This is a genomic window from Rahnella aquatilis CIP 78.65 = ATCC 33071, from assembly GCF_000241955.1.
Lineage (GTDB): Bacteria > Pseudomonadota > Gammaproteobacteria > Enterobacterales > Enterobacteriaceae > Rahnella > Rahnella aquatilis.
Genome location: NC_016818.1, coordinates 2,827,829 through 2,841,357, shown reverse-complemented (window position 1 = coordinate 2,841,357; position 13,529 = coordinate 2,827,829). Strand labels below are relative to the sequence as shown.

14 protein-coding genes are annotated in these 13,529 nt (G+C 51.2%); 9 read left to right on the top strand and 5 right to left on the bottom strand.

Annotation, left to right across the window (positions count from 1 at the left end):
• Window positions 1-188: 188 nt before the first annotated feature.
• On the top strand, window positions 189-1,202 hold the full coding sequence (locus RAHAQ2_RS12825) for an alpha/beta fold hydrolase (RefSeq protein ID WP_015697646.1): 1,014 nt from the start codon (window positions 189-191) through the stop codon (window positions 1,200-1,202).
• Between the two features lie 85 nt (window positions 1,203-1,287).
• On the opposite strand, the gene RAHAQ2_RS12820 is transcribed toward RAHAQ2_RS12825, so the two are convergent.
• Window positions 1,288-1,797 (bottom strand): phenolic acid decarboxylase, encoded by a 510-nt coding sequence (locus RAHAQ2_RS12820; protein WP_162470877.1) that lies wholly within the window; start codon window positions 1,795-1,797, stop codon window positions 1,288-1,290.
• A gap of 142 nt (window positions 1,798-1,939) precedes the next feature.
• Here RAHAQ2_RS12820 and RAHAQ2_RS12815 point away from each other — a divergent pair, with 142 nt between their 5' ends.
• Complete coding sequence (locus RAHAQ2_RS12815; RefSeq protein ID WP_015697644.1) at window positions 1,940-2,836, top strand: LysR family transcriptional regulator; 897 nt, start codon at window positions 1,940-1,942, stop codon at window positions 2,834-2,836.
• A gap of 36 nt (window positions 2,837-2,872) precedes the next feature.
• Here the strand turns inward: RAHAQ2_RS12815 and RAHAQ2_RS12810 are convergent, their stop codons facing one another.
• Window positions 2,873-4,507 (bottom strand): phosphoethanolamine transferase, encoded by a 1,635-nt coding sequence (locus RAHAQ2_RS12810; protein WP_015697643.1) that lies wholly within the window; start codon window positions 4,505-4,507, stop codon window positions 2,873-2,875.
• Between the two features lie 351 nt (window positions 4,508-4,858).
• Here RAHAQ2_RS12810 and lpxA point away from each other — a divergent pair, with 351 nt between their 5' ends.
• Window positions 4,859-5,656 carry an acyl-ACP--UDP-N-acetylglucosamine O-acyltransferase gene (gene lpxA, locus RAHAQ2_RS12805; RefSeq protein ID WP_193785481.1) on the top strand — a complete coding sequence of 266 codons (798 nt, stop codon included), beginning with the start codon at window positions 4,859-4,861 and terminating at the stop codon, window positions 5,654-5,656.
• Between the two features lie 43 nt (window positions 5,657-5,699).
• On the opposite strand, the gene RAHAQ2_RS12800 is transcribed toward lpxA, so the two are convergent.
• From RAHAQ2_RS12800 to RAHAQ2_RS12790, 3 genes are read right to left on the bottom strand one after another with little or no spacing between them, the layout of a single operon-like run.
• Window positions 5,700-6,722, bottom strand: a complete 1,023-nt coding sequence (locus RAHAQ2_RS12800; protein ID WP_015697641.1) for a DUF2891 domain-containing protein — start codon at window positions 6,720-6,722, stop codon at window positions 5,700-5,702.
• Window positions 6,723-6,734: 12 nt separating this feature from the next.
• Window positions 6,735-7,685, bottom strand: a complete 951-nt coding sequence (locus tag RAHAQ2_RS12795; protein ID WP_015697640.1) for a DUF979 domain-containing protein — start codon at window positions 7,683-7,685, stop codon at window positions 6,735-6,737.
• On the bottom strand, window positions 7,682-8,371 hold the full coding sequence (locus RAHAQ2_RS12790) for a DUF969 domain-containing protein (RefSeq protein WP_015697639.1): 690 nt from the start codon (window positions 8,369-8,371) through the stop codon (window positions 7,682-7,684). Before RAHAQ2_RS12790 ends, RAHAQ2_RS12795 begins: the two co-directional genes overlap by 4 nt.
• A 464-nt stretch (window positions 8,372-8,835) precedes the next feature.
• Here RAHAQ2_RS12790 and RAHAQ2_RS12785 point away from each other — a divergent pair, with 464 nt between their 5' ends.
• The 6 genes from RAHAQ2_RS12785 (at window position 8,836) to dsrB (ending at window position 13,482) form a co-directional block, all read left to right on the top strand.
• Complete coding sequence (locus RAHAQ2_RS12785) at window positions 8,836-9,846, top strand: AI-2E family transporter (RefSeq protein WP_015697638.1); 1,011 nt, start codon at window positions 8,836-8,838, stop codon at window positions 9,844-9,846.
• A 206-nt stretch (window positions 9,847-10,052) separates the two neighbouring features.
• Window positions 10,053-11,111 carry an NAD(P)-dependent alcohol dehydrogenase gene (locus RAHAQ2_RS12780; protein WP_015697637.1) on the top strand — a complete coding sequence of 353 codons (1,059 nt, stop codon included), beginning with the start codon at window positions 10,053-10,055 and terminating at the stop codon, window positions 11,109-11,111.
• 103 nt (window positions 11,112-11,214) lie between these two features.
• Entirely contained in the window at window positions 11,215-11,553 is a 339-nt protein-coding gene (locus tag RAHAQ2_RS12775; RefSeq protein WP_015697636.1) for a hypothetical protein, read from the top strand.
• 109 nt (window positions 11,554-11,662) lie between these two features.
• Window positions 11,663-12,586 (top strand): potassium channel family protein, encoded by a 924-nt coding sequence (locus RAHAQ2_RS12770; protein WP_015697635.1) that lies wholly within the window; start codon window positions 11,663-11,665, stop codon window positions 12,584-12,586.
• 298 nt (window positions 12,587-12,884) lie between these two features.
• Window positions 12,885-13,094, top strand: coding sequence for a transcription antiterminator/RNA stability regulator CspE (gene cspE, locus RAHAQ2_RS12765; protein WP_013575246.1), 210 nt, complete (start codon window positions 12,885-12,887; stop codon window positions 13,092-13,094).
• A 190-nt stretch (window positions 13,095-13,284) separates the two neighbouring features.
• Complete coding sequence (gene dsrB, locus RAHAQ2_RS12760; protein ID WP_015697634.1) at window positions 13,285-13,482, top strand: protein DsrB; 198 nt, start codon at window positions 13,285-13,287, stop codon at window positions 13,480-13,482.
• The last annotated feature ends 47 nt before the right edge of the window (window positions 13,483-13,529 follow it).

The following is a 13,529-nucleotide window of genomic DNA, read 5'->3' as shown; positions in this document are numbered from 1 at the left end:
TCATCAGCACATTGTGAATGTTCTGTGTGATGCCGCTGGTTGGTGGCGTGGCAGGCGGTTTGATTTACCGTTACATTCTGCAATCGAAGGACTGAATCCACTTGTGTTAAGTGGTTTTCCTGACGGCGTAAAGTTTGTAGCATAGGGCTTTACGCCGTCTGTTCAGTGAACGTCACCAGGACAACCCGATGCTCCCGCGTTTTAAATTGCTCTTTTGGGCTACTGTTTTATCCTTTTCCTTCTCCGGCGCAACCATGGCTGCCGATGCGCCTTCTTACGGCCCGCAATTACAGGGATTTGATTATCCGTTCCCGCTGAAACAATTCTCCTTTAATTCTCAGGGTGCGCCGCTGCAAATGGGCTATCTCGACGTTGCGCCCACCGGGCACAAAAACGGTCAGACCGTGGTGCTGATGCATGGCAAGAATTTCTGTGCCGCAACCTGGGGTGACACTATTTCGGCACTGGTGAGTAAAGGCTACCGGGTTATCGCGCCCGATCAGGTCGGGTTCTGTTCGTCGACCAAGCCTTCGCATTACCAGTACAGTTTCCAGCAACTGGCGACCAACACGCATGATTTGCTGAAAAGCCTGAAGATCACCAAAGCGGTGATTGTCGGGCATTCGACAGGCGGCATGCTGGCAACGCGTTACAGCCTGATGTATGCGCCGGAAGTGTCAAAACTGGTGCTGGTGAACCCGATTGGTCTGGAAGACTGGAAAGCCAAAGGCGTGCCTTACCGTACAGTTGATCAATGGTATGACCGTGAGCTGAAAACCTCCGCGGACAGCATCAAACAGTACGAGCTGAAAACCTATTATGTGAATAAATGGAAACCGGAATATGACCGCTGGGTTGATATGCTGGCGGGGCTGAACAACGGGCCGGGGCACAAGCTGGTGGCGTGGAACTCGGCGCTGATCTACGACATGATTTTCACGCAGCCGGTGTTCTACGAATTCAAAAATCTGCGCGTACCGACCACGCTGATGATCGGGACGGCTGACACCACTGCCATCGGCAGCGATATTGCGCCGCCTGCGGTGAAAGCAAAAATCGGTCATTACAATGTGCTGGGTAAACAAGTGACGAAGCTGATCCCGCACGCGAAACTGATTGAGTTTAAAGGTCTGGGCCACGCTCCGCAGATGGAAGAACCGGAAAAATTCAATGCGGCGTTGCTGAAAACGCTGGCGCGCTGAGAGGTTCCTGTATTCCTGAAACCCTGTTCATAAAAAACCGCAGCCATTTACGGGCTGCGGTTTTTTTATGCCTGCTGTTTAGCGATTAACGCAGATTATCCGGGAAATTAGCCGGTAACTCACTGGCCGCGCAGTCGATCACAGTGTCATTATCCGCACCACAATCACGGACGAAGGTAATGGTGGCGAATTCGTCGATCACTTCAGTCGGATAAGCGGGTCCGGCATCGCGGTAAGAATTCATCAGCGGAATATGTTCATTCTGGAAGCACACGGTTTTTTCCGGGTTGTTCATGATCCAGCGCGGGAAGAAAATGGTGCCGTGGAACACGCTGTCACCCAGATTCACAATCAGGCTGACATCTGTACCGGTGGGTTCTGTCCAGGAAATTTTGTACACATCAGAAGCCACACGCACGATATAGGCTCTCTGGTCTTTCACCCAGCGGTTGCCGACCAGCCCGCTGTGAATGCGATAATCCAGCGTCTCAGCATTTTTCACATAGATTTCATAATTCCAGCCGTTGTCGTAAGTGTAAACAATGTGTTTACCGATAAAATTGCTCAGGTCATGTTTATCAAAGCTGCTCATGATAATTCTCCTTAATGATGTGTCGCAGGAAACGTGCTGTTTCGATAGAGAGATATTACCCGCTAAAAAATTGATAAAAAAACGCTAATTTCAGATGAAAATAATCTAAAATTCCGATGTGTTTTTTTCTGAAGGAGTTAACAGTATGCCACTTCCCCGGACCACACTTGAGCAGTGGGTGGTATTACAAACGGTCATTGAACAGGGGAGTTATGCGCTGGCGGCGCGGGTGCTGAACCGCAGCCAGTCTTCTGTCAGTTATGCCCTGAGCGGATTGCAGGAGCGTCTTGGCCTGCCGTTGCTGGAAATTCATGGCCGCAAAGCCACCCTGACCGAACAGGGGCGGGCGTTGCTGATGCAGGCAACGCCGTTGATTTCCGCCTTTTTGCAACTTGAGCACCGTGCTGCCGGGCTGAAAGGCGGAACGCGAACCGAACTGAGCCTGGTTGTCGACAGCGTTTTTCCCAAATACCGTTTGTTTCGCGCGCTCAAAAATTTTCAGCAGCAGTTTCCCGATACCCGGGTACATCTGACGGAAATTCTGCGCGGCGAAAGTCTTGAGCAATTAAATGAACGATCAGCCGATTTATACATCACCACGCTGGCACCGGAAAATGCGATACAGGGCCGTTTCCTGCTTGACGTGGATTTTGTACCGGTGGCGAAAAGCGATCATCCGCTGATGGGTCTCGCCGTTCCGCTGACCGCAGAGGATCTGGCACGTTTCCCGCTGATAAGCGTGGCCGACCGGCACTCGCCGCATGCAGAAAATGTACGCTCCGGCCCCGTGGCCAACTGGACATTCACCACCGTCGGGGCAGCGATGGAAGCGATTGCGGTGGGTGTAGGGTACGGCTGGCTGCCGCTGGAAAGTGTGGAAAAAGCGCTGGAGAGCGGTTTGCTCCGTCGTCTGGAATTAGCCGCGAGAACGGTACGGCAGACGGCTCTGTATATGGTGATGGATAATGAATCGGAGAGGTTCGATAAAACGGTCAGCGCACTGGCACAAAGCATACTGAAGGAGTGCGGTTTGCTGCCATAACGTTCAGGCAGCAAACCGTTTCAACAGGAGGCGTAATTACTTTTGTGATGTCCGGCAGGTCGCCAGAATATCCAGTTGCGGATCCCGTTCTGAGGTCTGTACGTCCATCGCGCTCAGTACCGTGTGGAACAGGTTATCCTGCGAAACGTCTTTGTTCGCGGCATTAGATTTCAGGCATTGCATATCTATTCCCTGCGCTTTGACATAGCCTTCTGACAGCCAGAACAGCATCGGCACGTGGGTCTGTTGCGCCGGTGCCACGCTGTAAGGCGTGCCGTGAAGATACAGGCCATTTTCACCTAAAGATTCACCATGGTCAGAAAGATAAATCACTGCCACGTTGTACTTATCCTGATACTGCTCCGCTTTTTCAATCACCTGCGACACCGTGTAATCTGTGTAAAGCAGCGTATTGTCATAGGTATTCACCAGTTGTTCCTGCGAACAGTTCTCAATGTCGCTGCGCGGGCAGTCTGGCATAAACTTGCGGAATTCCGGCGGATAGCGTTTGTAATACGTCGGGCCGTGGCTGCCGATCAAATGTAAGCCGATCAGCGTATTTTTGCCGTCCGTCTTGATGTCATCATCGATATTTTGCATCAGTGCCATGTCGTAGCAGGTATCACCATCACAATATTTCCCGTCCTTTTGGGTATCTATGGTGATGTTTGGCACCCGGTCGCATACGCCTTTACAGCCTTCATCATTGTCTTTCCAGAACACCGAAACCCCGGCTTTATGCAGGATATCCAGCAGGCCTTCACTGTTACGGGCGCGGTTGGCATCGTAGCGGGTGCGCTTCATATCCGAGAACATGCACGGCACAGAAATGGCCGTCGCCGTGCCGCATGATGTCATTTTATTAAAGAACACCACGTCCGGAATAGCCTGTGTGTACTGATTAGTCGGTCTGGCGTAACCCTCAAACGACTGGTTTTGCGCCCGCGCCGTTTCTCCAATCACCAGGAACACCAGATTCGGTTTTTGCCCCGGTTGCTGCACCAGTTTTGCATCGTTGCCAATAGTCTGGAACGGTATTTTCGGCGTGAAGTAACGGTGATTCACGTACTGGAACGCGCTGTAAAGATAGTTCGTCGGCACGATTTCCAGATTCAGGGTGCGGTTGTTACGGCCCACGGAGGCATAATCTTTGTAGAAAACCCCGGCGACGGAGGCCACGACCAGCAATGAAATGATCATCGACACCAGACGGACACCCAGACGGCGCAGTGGCGTTTTTTCATAGCTGACCGGCGTCAGGAAAAGCAAAATAGCGGGCAAAACGCCGGTGAAGACAAACCACAGCACCACTTTCAGATTCAGGTAAGACGACGCTTCAGCCGACTGCGTCTCAAGAATATTTTCAATCATGCCGCGGTCAAAGACGACCTGGAAGGTCATCATCGCAAAACTGGCAAGAGCACTGACCGGCAGCACAATAATAAAGAAAGGTTTAAGCAACGGACGGAAGCTGAAAGGGGTGAACACAAAGTTCAGTGCGGCGAACAGCGCGACCGGAATGCTCAGGGCAAAGGCCAGGCTGTAGGCGGGGAGTGCATGTAAGATACGGTAAAAGTGCAGTAAAATCGGCAGGTTAACAACAAACGTAAAATACAGGGTCAGCAGTAAAGTCAGCGTAAAATAACTGATCTTCGGGAATATATTGCGCAATGAAAACTCCCAACAGAATGACGGTAGCAGCGTTGATGTGAGGGAAACATAACGTATAGAAATGAATGATCAATATAATAGTCATTCAAGCTTAAGAAAGCCTTAATCTGCCTGTCATAAAATTTTCATCATGTAGCATTTCCGAAAAGGTTCAGAAAATAAATAAAATATAAGAGACCGTCTTTTTGACCCTGAAGCCTTATGCTAGGCGGCGTAGCGATGTGAATGTTCAAAGAAACACTCCCTTGTTTAAACCTCTCTGAGTGCGTTTCCCTCCGCTCATTTTGATCTTTCCCTGATTATGCCTGACCGGTTTAATTCACCACTGACTGCCTGCTGGCTGTCAGAAGGATGTTTGTGTTGATTTCATCTTCGGCCACAATTGCGGCCAGCAGTATCATAGAGCCAGGTGTCATTATCGGCCCGCGAGTGGTTATCGGGCCTTTCTGTCTTATTTCCGCCGGTGTGCAAATCGGCGAAGGAACCCACATTTCTTCTCATGTCGTCATCAACGGCAATACCAAAATTGGCACGGATAACCAGATTGGCATGGCCTCGTCCATTGGCGAAGTCAGTCAGGATTTGAAATACGCCGGAGAAGAGACCGGGCTGGAAATCGGCAATGGAAACCAGATTGGCTGCCACGCCACATTACATCGCGGTACCGCGCAGGGCGGCGGCATGACGCGGATAGGGGATCTGAATGTTTTTGAACGGGGCGTGCACCTTGGCCATGATTGTCAGGTGGGAAATGCCACGTTTATCGGCGAACACAGTGCGCTGGCAGGGCATGTTGTATTAGGCAATGATGCGCGGATTGATGCCCTGAGCGCAGTGCATCAATTTTGTATTATTGGCGCAGGTGCCCATCTTCTTGCCAATACTTGCGTGGTGCAGGACGTTCCACCGTTTGTGATGGCAGGTGGAAATCGTGCGGTACCTAAAGGGATAAACGAGCAGACAGCAGATTTTTGCCAGGCTGGCAGTACGCAGCAAAACATCATCCGCTATCTGTACGATTTGCTTTATCACCAGCAGGAAGGAGTGGAACGTGTGAAGTCAGAAATTGAGCGGCTCAGCGCGGAATATCCATTACTGTGCCACTTCAATACTTTTTTCCTTCGTTCGGCGCGCGGGATCATTCGCTAACGACTCCACGACAGTCCTGCGGCTAAACAGAGGAAGAGGGCTGTCAGGCGTCAAGTGCTAACAGGGCAAAGGTTGCCAGCCAGTGTTCGCCCATGTAGGTGCTGTCAAGGTGGTTCAGCGCGCTGTGCAGATGTGCTTCTGCCGTCTGACGCAGCAAAACCACACGCGGATCGCCCGCTGGCAGCGCAGAGGCCAGAGAACGCTGGCACCAGGCGCGGCTGAGATTCAGCCCGTCCAGATGGCCAATTTTACCGTCGCTGCGGTCAGTGACCGTGGCGGGGGTAAACAGTGTTGCGGGCTGGCTGTGAGCCAGATCCGGCAGAAAACGGCCAAACCAGGTCACAAACGCTTCGGCCGGTAATACGCGGCGCATCAGTTCAGCCTCCATCAGGGATGGCGAAAGGAATTCATCACCGCCCGGTTCCCACGCCTGACAATGCACATCTTCCAGATGCCATCGCAGCGCCGTCTCTTCAATCAGTTCCGCCAGTTTGTGATGCTTAACGCAGCGGGCATAATCAAGCGTTAACGCCAGTGCAAAGGCGGTGTTGAAATGGCTGCCGACCCGCAGGGGATAGGTCGCCTTTGGCAGAAACACGCTAAAACTCTTTTCGAAAAACCGGCTCACAGGTGCCAGCGTGTTCGCCCATTCAGCAGCCTGCGGCATGTCCATCTCATGCAATTGCTGGCTCAGCGCCAGAAACCATGCCCAGCCATACGGCCGTTCAAATCCGGCATGTTGCGGCTGTTGCAGATAAGCCATTTCACCGGCGACATTTTCTGATGTGAAATGCTGGCCGATCACCGCAATGATTTTTTCAGCTTCCGGTAATTGCGGAAAACGATCCAGCAGACGCAGCAACAGCCAGTATCCGTGCACGCAGGAATGCCAGTCATAGCTGCCGTAAAAGATCGGATGTAACTGGCGTGGCGTTTGTGCATCCGCCGCGCTGCTCATGGCATGCATGAGTTTGTTCGGAAATTCACGCGTCAAATGGTTCAGTGCCAGTGAGGCAAAGCGGGACGCCATTTCCGGCGTCAGTGTGGTACGTTGTTGCGTCGTCATCGCCTTTCCTTATCAGAAACGGAACACAAAGAAATACATAAACGCGGTATTCACCAGCAACAGCAATACACCGGTTTTCCACTGCGCTTTGATCACGCCATTTTTGTCCTGCAATTCCAGCAGCGCCGCAGGAACGATATTAAAATTGGCCGCCATCGGGGTCATTAAGGTGCCGCAGAAACCGGACAACATGCCGATCGCGCCCATAATTGCCGGATTCCCGTCCAACTGGTTGACGATAAGTGGCAGCCCGATCCCCGCGGTCATGACCGGGAAGGCGGCAAAACCGTTTCCCATAATCATCGTGAAAAGCGCCATGCCGAAGGTATAGGCAATCACAATCGCCAGGGGTGATCCGAGCGGAATGATGTTTTTGACCAGCTCCGACACCACGCCACCGACTCCCGCCAGTGCAAACAGCGCACCGAGTGCGGCCAGCATTTGCGGCAAAATGGCCGCCCAGCCGACGGTATCCATGGTCTGTCCGCCCGCTTTCACGGCTTTGACCGGCGAATCACGCAGCATAATCAGCGCCACAATAAAGGCCACCAGCGTGCCAAGCACCAGCGAAATCAGCGTGACGTTTTTGGCTTCGACCAGCGGCGTGTATTTCAGCGTCAGGGTGCCAGTCAGAGTCACAGCCGGGATCAACAGGGCAGGGATAAACAATTTGTTGCCAAAGCGTTTGGCGCCCGCTTCACGTTTTTCGACCCGTTCGGGCTGCTCGCTTTCTGATTTGCCTTTACCCAGTTGCCCGCTACCGGCGATGATCGCCAGTAAAATCGCCATACAGCCGGTGACGAAGTGCGGCAATTCAGCGCCGAACAGGAAAGTGATGCCATAAATGCCCCAGAACAGCGCGTTGACATAACGGCGTGAATGGCTTTTATCGCGCACGTTGAAGAACGCATAGGCGCAGAACAGCAGGCCCGCAAGGATATAAACAGTCTGCAAGGTGATCATTTCGCTGTGCTCCCGTGTTGAACGTCAAAACGTTTAGCCAGCGAGCGGTCAAGCAACCACAGACGGATAAAGTGGATAATCAGTGCCGCAATGGCGGTCGGGATCGCCCAGACAGACAGGTGCAACGGTTCAACGTTAATGCCGTACTGTTCCAGAAAACCTTTAATCAGCAGGATGGATTGCACCGCAATGAAAATGTCCTCGCCGAAGAAAACCGCGACGTTATCGGCCGCAGCGGCATGAGCACGGATTTTCTGGCGCACATCATTGGGCAGATCGCCGTATTTAGTGGTGGCCGCGGCTTCAGCCATGGGGGCGATCAGCGGGCGTACCATCTGCGCGTGGCCGCCCAGCGAGTTAAGCCCCAGCGCGGCAGTCAACTGGCGCAGGAAGAAATACAGCATCAGCACGCGGCCGGTGGTCGCAGCATGCACTTTGGAAATCAGATGGCGCGCCTGCTCTTTCAGGCCGCTGCGCTCAAGGATGGCGATCACCGGCAGTGTCAGCCATATCAGTCCCATATAGCGGTTATCGGTGAATGCTTTGCCAAATGCGCTGATGATATCGACAGTATGCATTCCGCCTGCCAGACCGGTAGAAATACCGGCAACCGTCACCACTAATAAAGGATTAAACCGCAGGGCAAAACCCAGCACGACGATCGGAATACCAATTAAAACCCACATACTTTGTCCCTCAATAATATTGTGTTTGTTTTATATTTTTAATGGATATAAACAGCTCTGATATGCGTGTAATAACTGGGTGTTATTACTTATTCTTAATGTATATAAATAAAAACGTGAGGCGGAAAGTAACAAGCGTTAACGGTGAACGCAAGATGCAAAGGCAGAGGCGGTCATAGGAAATTATTCTGGAAATATCAGGCTTAGTGCTGTGGCAAAAATAAATAACTGGCGTGTAAATTATCACTGGCGTATCTGACAGGGGGCGGGCGAAATAACAGAATAATTAACCCGGCCTGTTGGCCGGGTATAACAAAAAGAGAGGGGATGAGAGAAGCACCTCTTTGTTTGCCAAAATTTTCTTAACTGTTTAAGTTACCGGAGGATTGTGCGCCGGACTTCAGTGCTATGATATGACCACGTCCGGGCGAGGCCCGGTGCACCGTGATCTAAGGATACAGGCAATGCAGATTATGAGATCGAATCAAATTCGCTGGCTCAGTGTGTTGATCGTGACGGGCGGGCTGTTACTGATTCTTCCTCTTCATTTACTGGCATGTTTTATTGCCGGTTTTTTAGTGTTTGAACTCATTAATGCGCTTACCCCGTACTTTCAAAAAATCATCAGCGGCGAACGTGCCCGCTGGGTGGTGGTGGCCATTATTGCTACCCTGGTGATCAGTTGTCTGACGCTGGCCATTGCGGGCATTGCAAATTTTCTGATGGAGGATATGCGTAACCCGGTCGCTTTTAACGCCATGGTATCGCGTCTGCTGACAGACGCGCAAAGCCGTTTATCGCCCGTATTACTGCATTATTTACCGGCGAATATTGAAGAATTGCAACGCAGTTTCCTGCAATGGCTGCGTGAACATATTGTTATGATTCAGGCGGTTGGCAAGAACGCTGCCCACGTTTTCCTGACCATGATAATCGGTATGATCCTCGGTGCGATTATTTCACTTCAGCAGCCGCGCAAGGGCGAACTGCATGCACCGCTTAAAAAAGAGCTGTTACAGCGGATGCATTTGCTGGGCGAAGCCTTCCGCAATGTGGTCTTTGCGCAGTTCCAGATTTCCCTGATCAATACCGTGCTGTCAGGTATTTTCCTGTTCGGCATTTTACCGCTGTTCGGCATTCATCTGCCGCTGGCAAAAACGCTGGTTGTCGTGACTTTCGTCTGCGGACTGCTGCCGGTGATCGGTAATCTGATTTCGAATACGCTGATTTTCATCGTCGGTCTGTCGCTGTCACTGTGGGTCGGCGCGCTGGTGCTGGCGTACCTGATCATCATTCACAAAGTAGAATATTTCCTGAATGCCCGCATCGTTGGCAGCCGTATCAAGGCGAAATCCTGGGAGGTTTTACTGGCGATGCTTATCTTCGAGGCGGCGTTTGGTATAGCCGGTGTGGTGGCTGCACCTATCTACTACGCTTACCTGAAAAGCGAACTGAAAGAAGCGGGTCTGATTTAATCCTTTCTGAAAACATGGCGCTTTGCGGGCAGGGCGCCACTGTTTAGTCTCTGCACAATCCCGTCTGAAAATCCTGAAAAAAACAGATTCAGGCAAGTAATGGCGAGGATCGTTATACCAGTCAGTCAATGTAAGCCGTCATAATTTTACGGTGTCTGCCTTTTCGGCGGGCATGAAGTATTCCGTAATCCAATCAGGAGATAAAAATGACGCTTAACGTTCGTGGTTTCGCTGCACTTTCAGCGGATGCGCCTCTTGCGCCTCATAATTTTGTTCGCCGTGACCCGCGTGATACCGACGTTGTGATCGACATTCTGTACTGCGGTGTCTGTCACTCCGACATCCACCAGGCGCGTAATGAATGGCATCAAAGCATTTATCCGATGGTTCCGGGGCATGAAATTATTGGCCGCGTGAAACAGGTTGGCGCGAAAGTCTCTGGCTTCAGCGTGGGCGATACCGTCGGTGTTGGTTGTATGGTCGATTCTTGTCAGCATTGTGGATCCTGCGCGGAAAGCCTGGAACAGTACTGTGAAGAAGGCGCTACCATGACCTATAACAGCCATGATCGTCATGACAACATGATGACCTACGGCGGTTATTCCGAACAAATCGTGGTTTCAGAAAAATTCGTCCTGCGCGTTTCTGAAAAACTGGACATCAAATCTGCCGCACCGCTGCTGTGTGCCGGTATCACCACTTACTCTCCGCTGAAACACTGGAAAGTCGGTAAAGGTCATAAAGTGGCTGTGGTGGGTCTGGGCGGTCTGGGTCACATGGGGCTGAAATTTGCCAAAGCGCTGGGCGCCGATGTTACGCTGTTCACCCGTTCCAAAGGTAAAGAGCAGGAAGCTTACCGTCTGGGCGCTGACCACGTGGTGCTGTCTACTGATGAAAAACAAATGGCGGCAGTCAAAAGCCACTTTGATTTCATTCTGGACACCGTGCCCAATCCACATGACCTGAACCCGTATCTGGACACGCTTAAACGCGACGGTACCCATATTCTGGTTGGTCTGATCGAGCCAATCGAACCTGCGTTGCACAGTGGCAAACTGGTCATGGGCCGCAAAACCGTGGCCGGATCTCTGATCGGCGGTATTGCTGAAACTCAGGAAATGCTCGATTTTTGTGCCGCACATGATATTTCCTGTGATGTGGAAATGATCGACATGCAGGACATCAACGGCGCGTACGAACGCATGCTGAAAAGCGACGTGAAATACCGCTTTGTGGTGGATATGGCCTCGTTGAAAAATGCCTGACAGGGCGTGTTGAACCGAAATTTGTGCTTTACACGTTTCTGTGACTTCTCCCCTTGAAAGCGCGGTGGTATCCTGCTGCCTTTCGCCGGGCGAAGGAAAACCAGTGGCTAAGAGTTTTGATGAACTCATCAGAGACATGGATCTGATGATTGAACATGTGGACAGGCTGAAAAACTTGCCACCACGGGCTGCTCAACCAGCGGTCTCTGACAAACCTGCATACGATTCTTTCGGTGAGATTTTCGCGCTGAAAGCCGTCATGCGGGCTTTTATCTCTTCAGTCGACACCATTGTTAAAGTGCAGATTGCGAAGAAAGTTGAGCAGGATATCGGCCATCTGGAGAATACCGTGCGGTCGATTGGCGGCGGCAGTGCCGGCGCAGAAGACGTCGCGCAAATCACGGCGTATGTTCGCCACGCGGTGTCTGAACTAATGGATTAATTCTCGTGCCGCCTGCAGACCTGCCAGCAAACGCCGGTCACACCGTGTATTTAACCAATACCTTGTGTGACCGGCGTTTTTTTTGGACTTCCTGTCCGTAGGCGCGGCGATGAAAAGCGGCTATTCTTGCCATAATTCCTTTTTGCGGGTGCCGGTTATGTCTCAGGATTACCGCTTTTTCGCGTCAGCCCGACGCCGTTGTTATGCCCTTTTATTTGAACACCGGACCCGCAGCGGCCACCGGATGGAAATATTCTGGATCCTGGCGTCACTGCTCAGCGTTCTGGTGCTGTTTATCGAATCCAGCGCACATGATTTGTTTCCGGCAACACCCGATATCATCCCATTGTTCGGCCTGGTCGAAATGGGGTTTACCGCGCTTTTTACGGTGGAATACGTCTTACGGGTAGTTTGTTCGCCGCGCAAAGCCCGTTATCCGCTGAGTTTTTTCGGCATTATTGATCTCTGCACCATTTTGCCTATGTACATCCTGTGGATGCTGCCTTCCTTTGCGGGGGCGGGGAATGTGGAGCTCCTGATCCGTCTGCTGAGAATTTTACGTGTGCTGCGGGTGTTGAAGCTGCTGCGCTACATGAGCGACGCCGGGGTTTTATGGCGCAGCCTGATACGCGCGAAACGTAAGCTCGGCATCTTCTTCGGTTTTGTCGCCATCATTCTTTGTCTTTTCGGCGGGCTGATGTTTGCAGCCGAAGGCGGCAGGGGGGGATTTACGTCGCTGGGGGCGTCGGTTTACTGGGCTGTGGTGACGCTGACGACGGTCGGCTACGGTGATATTACACCGCATACTGCGCTGGGAAGAATGCTTGCGTCGGTGCTGATCCTGCTGGGGTATTCGATCATTGCCGTGCCGACCGGGATTTTAACAGCTTATATGTCACAAGAATTAGAAAAAGGTCGTGCTGCCCGTTCCTGTCAGACTTGTCTGCATTCCGGCCATGAAATAGAGGCAAAATTTTGCGCGCACTGCGGAGCGGTTTTAGCGGCCGATAATCCACAACCTGTTGAAAAATAGCCTGATAGCTGTACATTGATTGTACTATCTGGTTCAAAAATCGACTCATTTTGCACTTTACCGCAGCATTGCATTAAAAAGAGTTGCTATTAAAGGGCAGTCATGAGTAAATACATACCGGCCTGTGGTACAGACCTATTTATGCACGACATCCTGAGTAAAGTTGTTCCAATTTAAAGCGTTATCCATGATAACCCTGCTCTGACGAATTTCCTTCTTAGTGCCTCCATAAGTAACGACTGAAATCCGGCTATAACATGCCCATGGTGGCGAAATTTATTTTTAAAAGGTAATTCCTATGTCAATGATGAAAGGTCAGGTTAAGTGGTTTAACGAGTCTAAAGGCTTTGGCTTCATCACTCCTGCTGACGGCAGCAAAGATGTGTTCGTACACTTCTCCGCTATCCAGGATCAAGGTTTCAAGACCCTGGCTGAAGGCCAGAACGTACAGTTCACTATCGAGAACGGTGCTAAAGGTCCGTCTGCGGCTAACGTTACCGCTATCTAATCTTACTTTACCGCTGTTTCAGCGATAAAAGTACAGATGACAAAAACCCGCATGCGCGGGTTTTTTTACGTCTGTTGTTTGTGCCTTTTGTCAGGATCTGCCCGTTTCGCATTATCTTTCCTCTCATGCCATGCCTTTATGCAGTGGTCTGTACTACAATAATCATAATTGAAAACTATGGGATAACCTGATGAAAGTTAATGATCTTGTGACAGTGAAAACCGACGGCGGACCGCGCCGTGAAGGTAAAGTATTAGCCGTAGAAGAGTTTTACGAAGGCGTTATGTATCTGGTGTCGCTGGAAGATTATCCGGCAGGTATCTGGTTCTTCAATGAAGGCGACACCAAAGACGGCACGTTCGTCGAACCACGTGAAGGTTCTGAATAACATTTACGCTGCGTCCGTCACGAATAAAAAAATACCGGGGCAAATTG

What these genes read in the sequence shown, in the direction of transcription:
- lpxA (WP_193785481.1), top strand. Translation starts at nt 4,859, where the DNA reads ATGTTTGTGTTGATTTCATCTTCGGCCACAATTGCGGCCAGCAGTATC.
- cspE (WP_013575246.1), top strand. Translation starts at nt 12,885, where the DNA reads ATGTCAATGATGAAAGGTCAGGTTAAGTGGTTTAACGAGTCTAAAGGC.
- RAHAQ2_RS12785 (WP_015697638.1), top strand. Translation starts at nt 8,836, where the DNA reads ATGCAGATTATGAGATCGAATCAAATTCGCTGGCTCAGTGTGTTGATC.
- RAHAQ2_RS12815 (WP_015697644.1), top strand. Translation starts at nt 1,940, where the DNA reads ATGCCACTTCCCCGGACCACACTTGAGCAGTGGGTGGTATTACAAACG.
- RAHAQ2_RS12800 (WP_015697641.1), bottom strand. Translation starts at nt 6,722, where the DNA reads ATGACGACGCAACAACGTACCACACTGACGCCGGAAATGGCGTCCCGC.
- dsrB (WP_015697634.1), top strand. Translation starts at nt 13,285, where the DNA reads ATGAAAGTTAATGATCTTGTGACAGTGAAAACCGACGGCGGACCGCGC.
- RAHAQ2_RS12770 (WP_015697635.1), top strand. Translation starts at nt 11,663, where the DNA reads ATGAAAAGCGGCTATTCTTGCCATAATTCCTTTTTGCGGGTGCCGGTT.
- RAHAQ2_RS12790 (WP_015697639.1), bottom strand. Translation starts at nt 8,371, where the DNA reads ATGTGGGTTTTAATTGGTATTCCGATCGTCGTGCTGGGTTTTGCCCTG.
- RAHAQ2_RS12780 (WP_015697637.1), top strand. Translation starts at nt 10,053, where the DNA reads ATGACGCTTAACGTTCGTGGTTTCGCTGCACTTTCAGCGGATGCGCCT.
- RAHAQ2_RS12825 (WP_015697646.1), top strand. Translation starts at nt 189, where the DNA reads ATGCTCCCGCGTTTTAAATTGCTCTTTTGGGCTACTGTTTTATCCTTT.
- RAHAQ2_RS12795 (WP_015697640.1), bottom strand. Translation starts at nt 7,685, where the DNA reads ATGATCACCTTGCAGACTGTTTATATCCTTGCGGGCCTGCTGTTCTGC.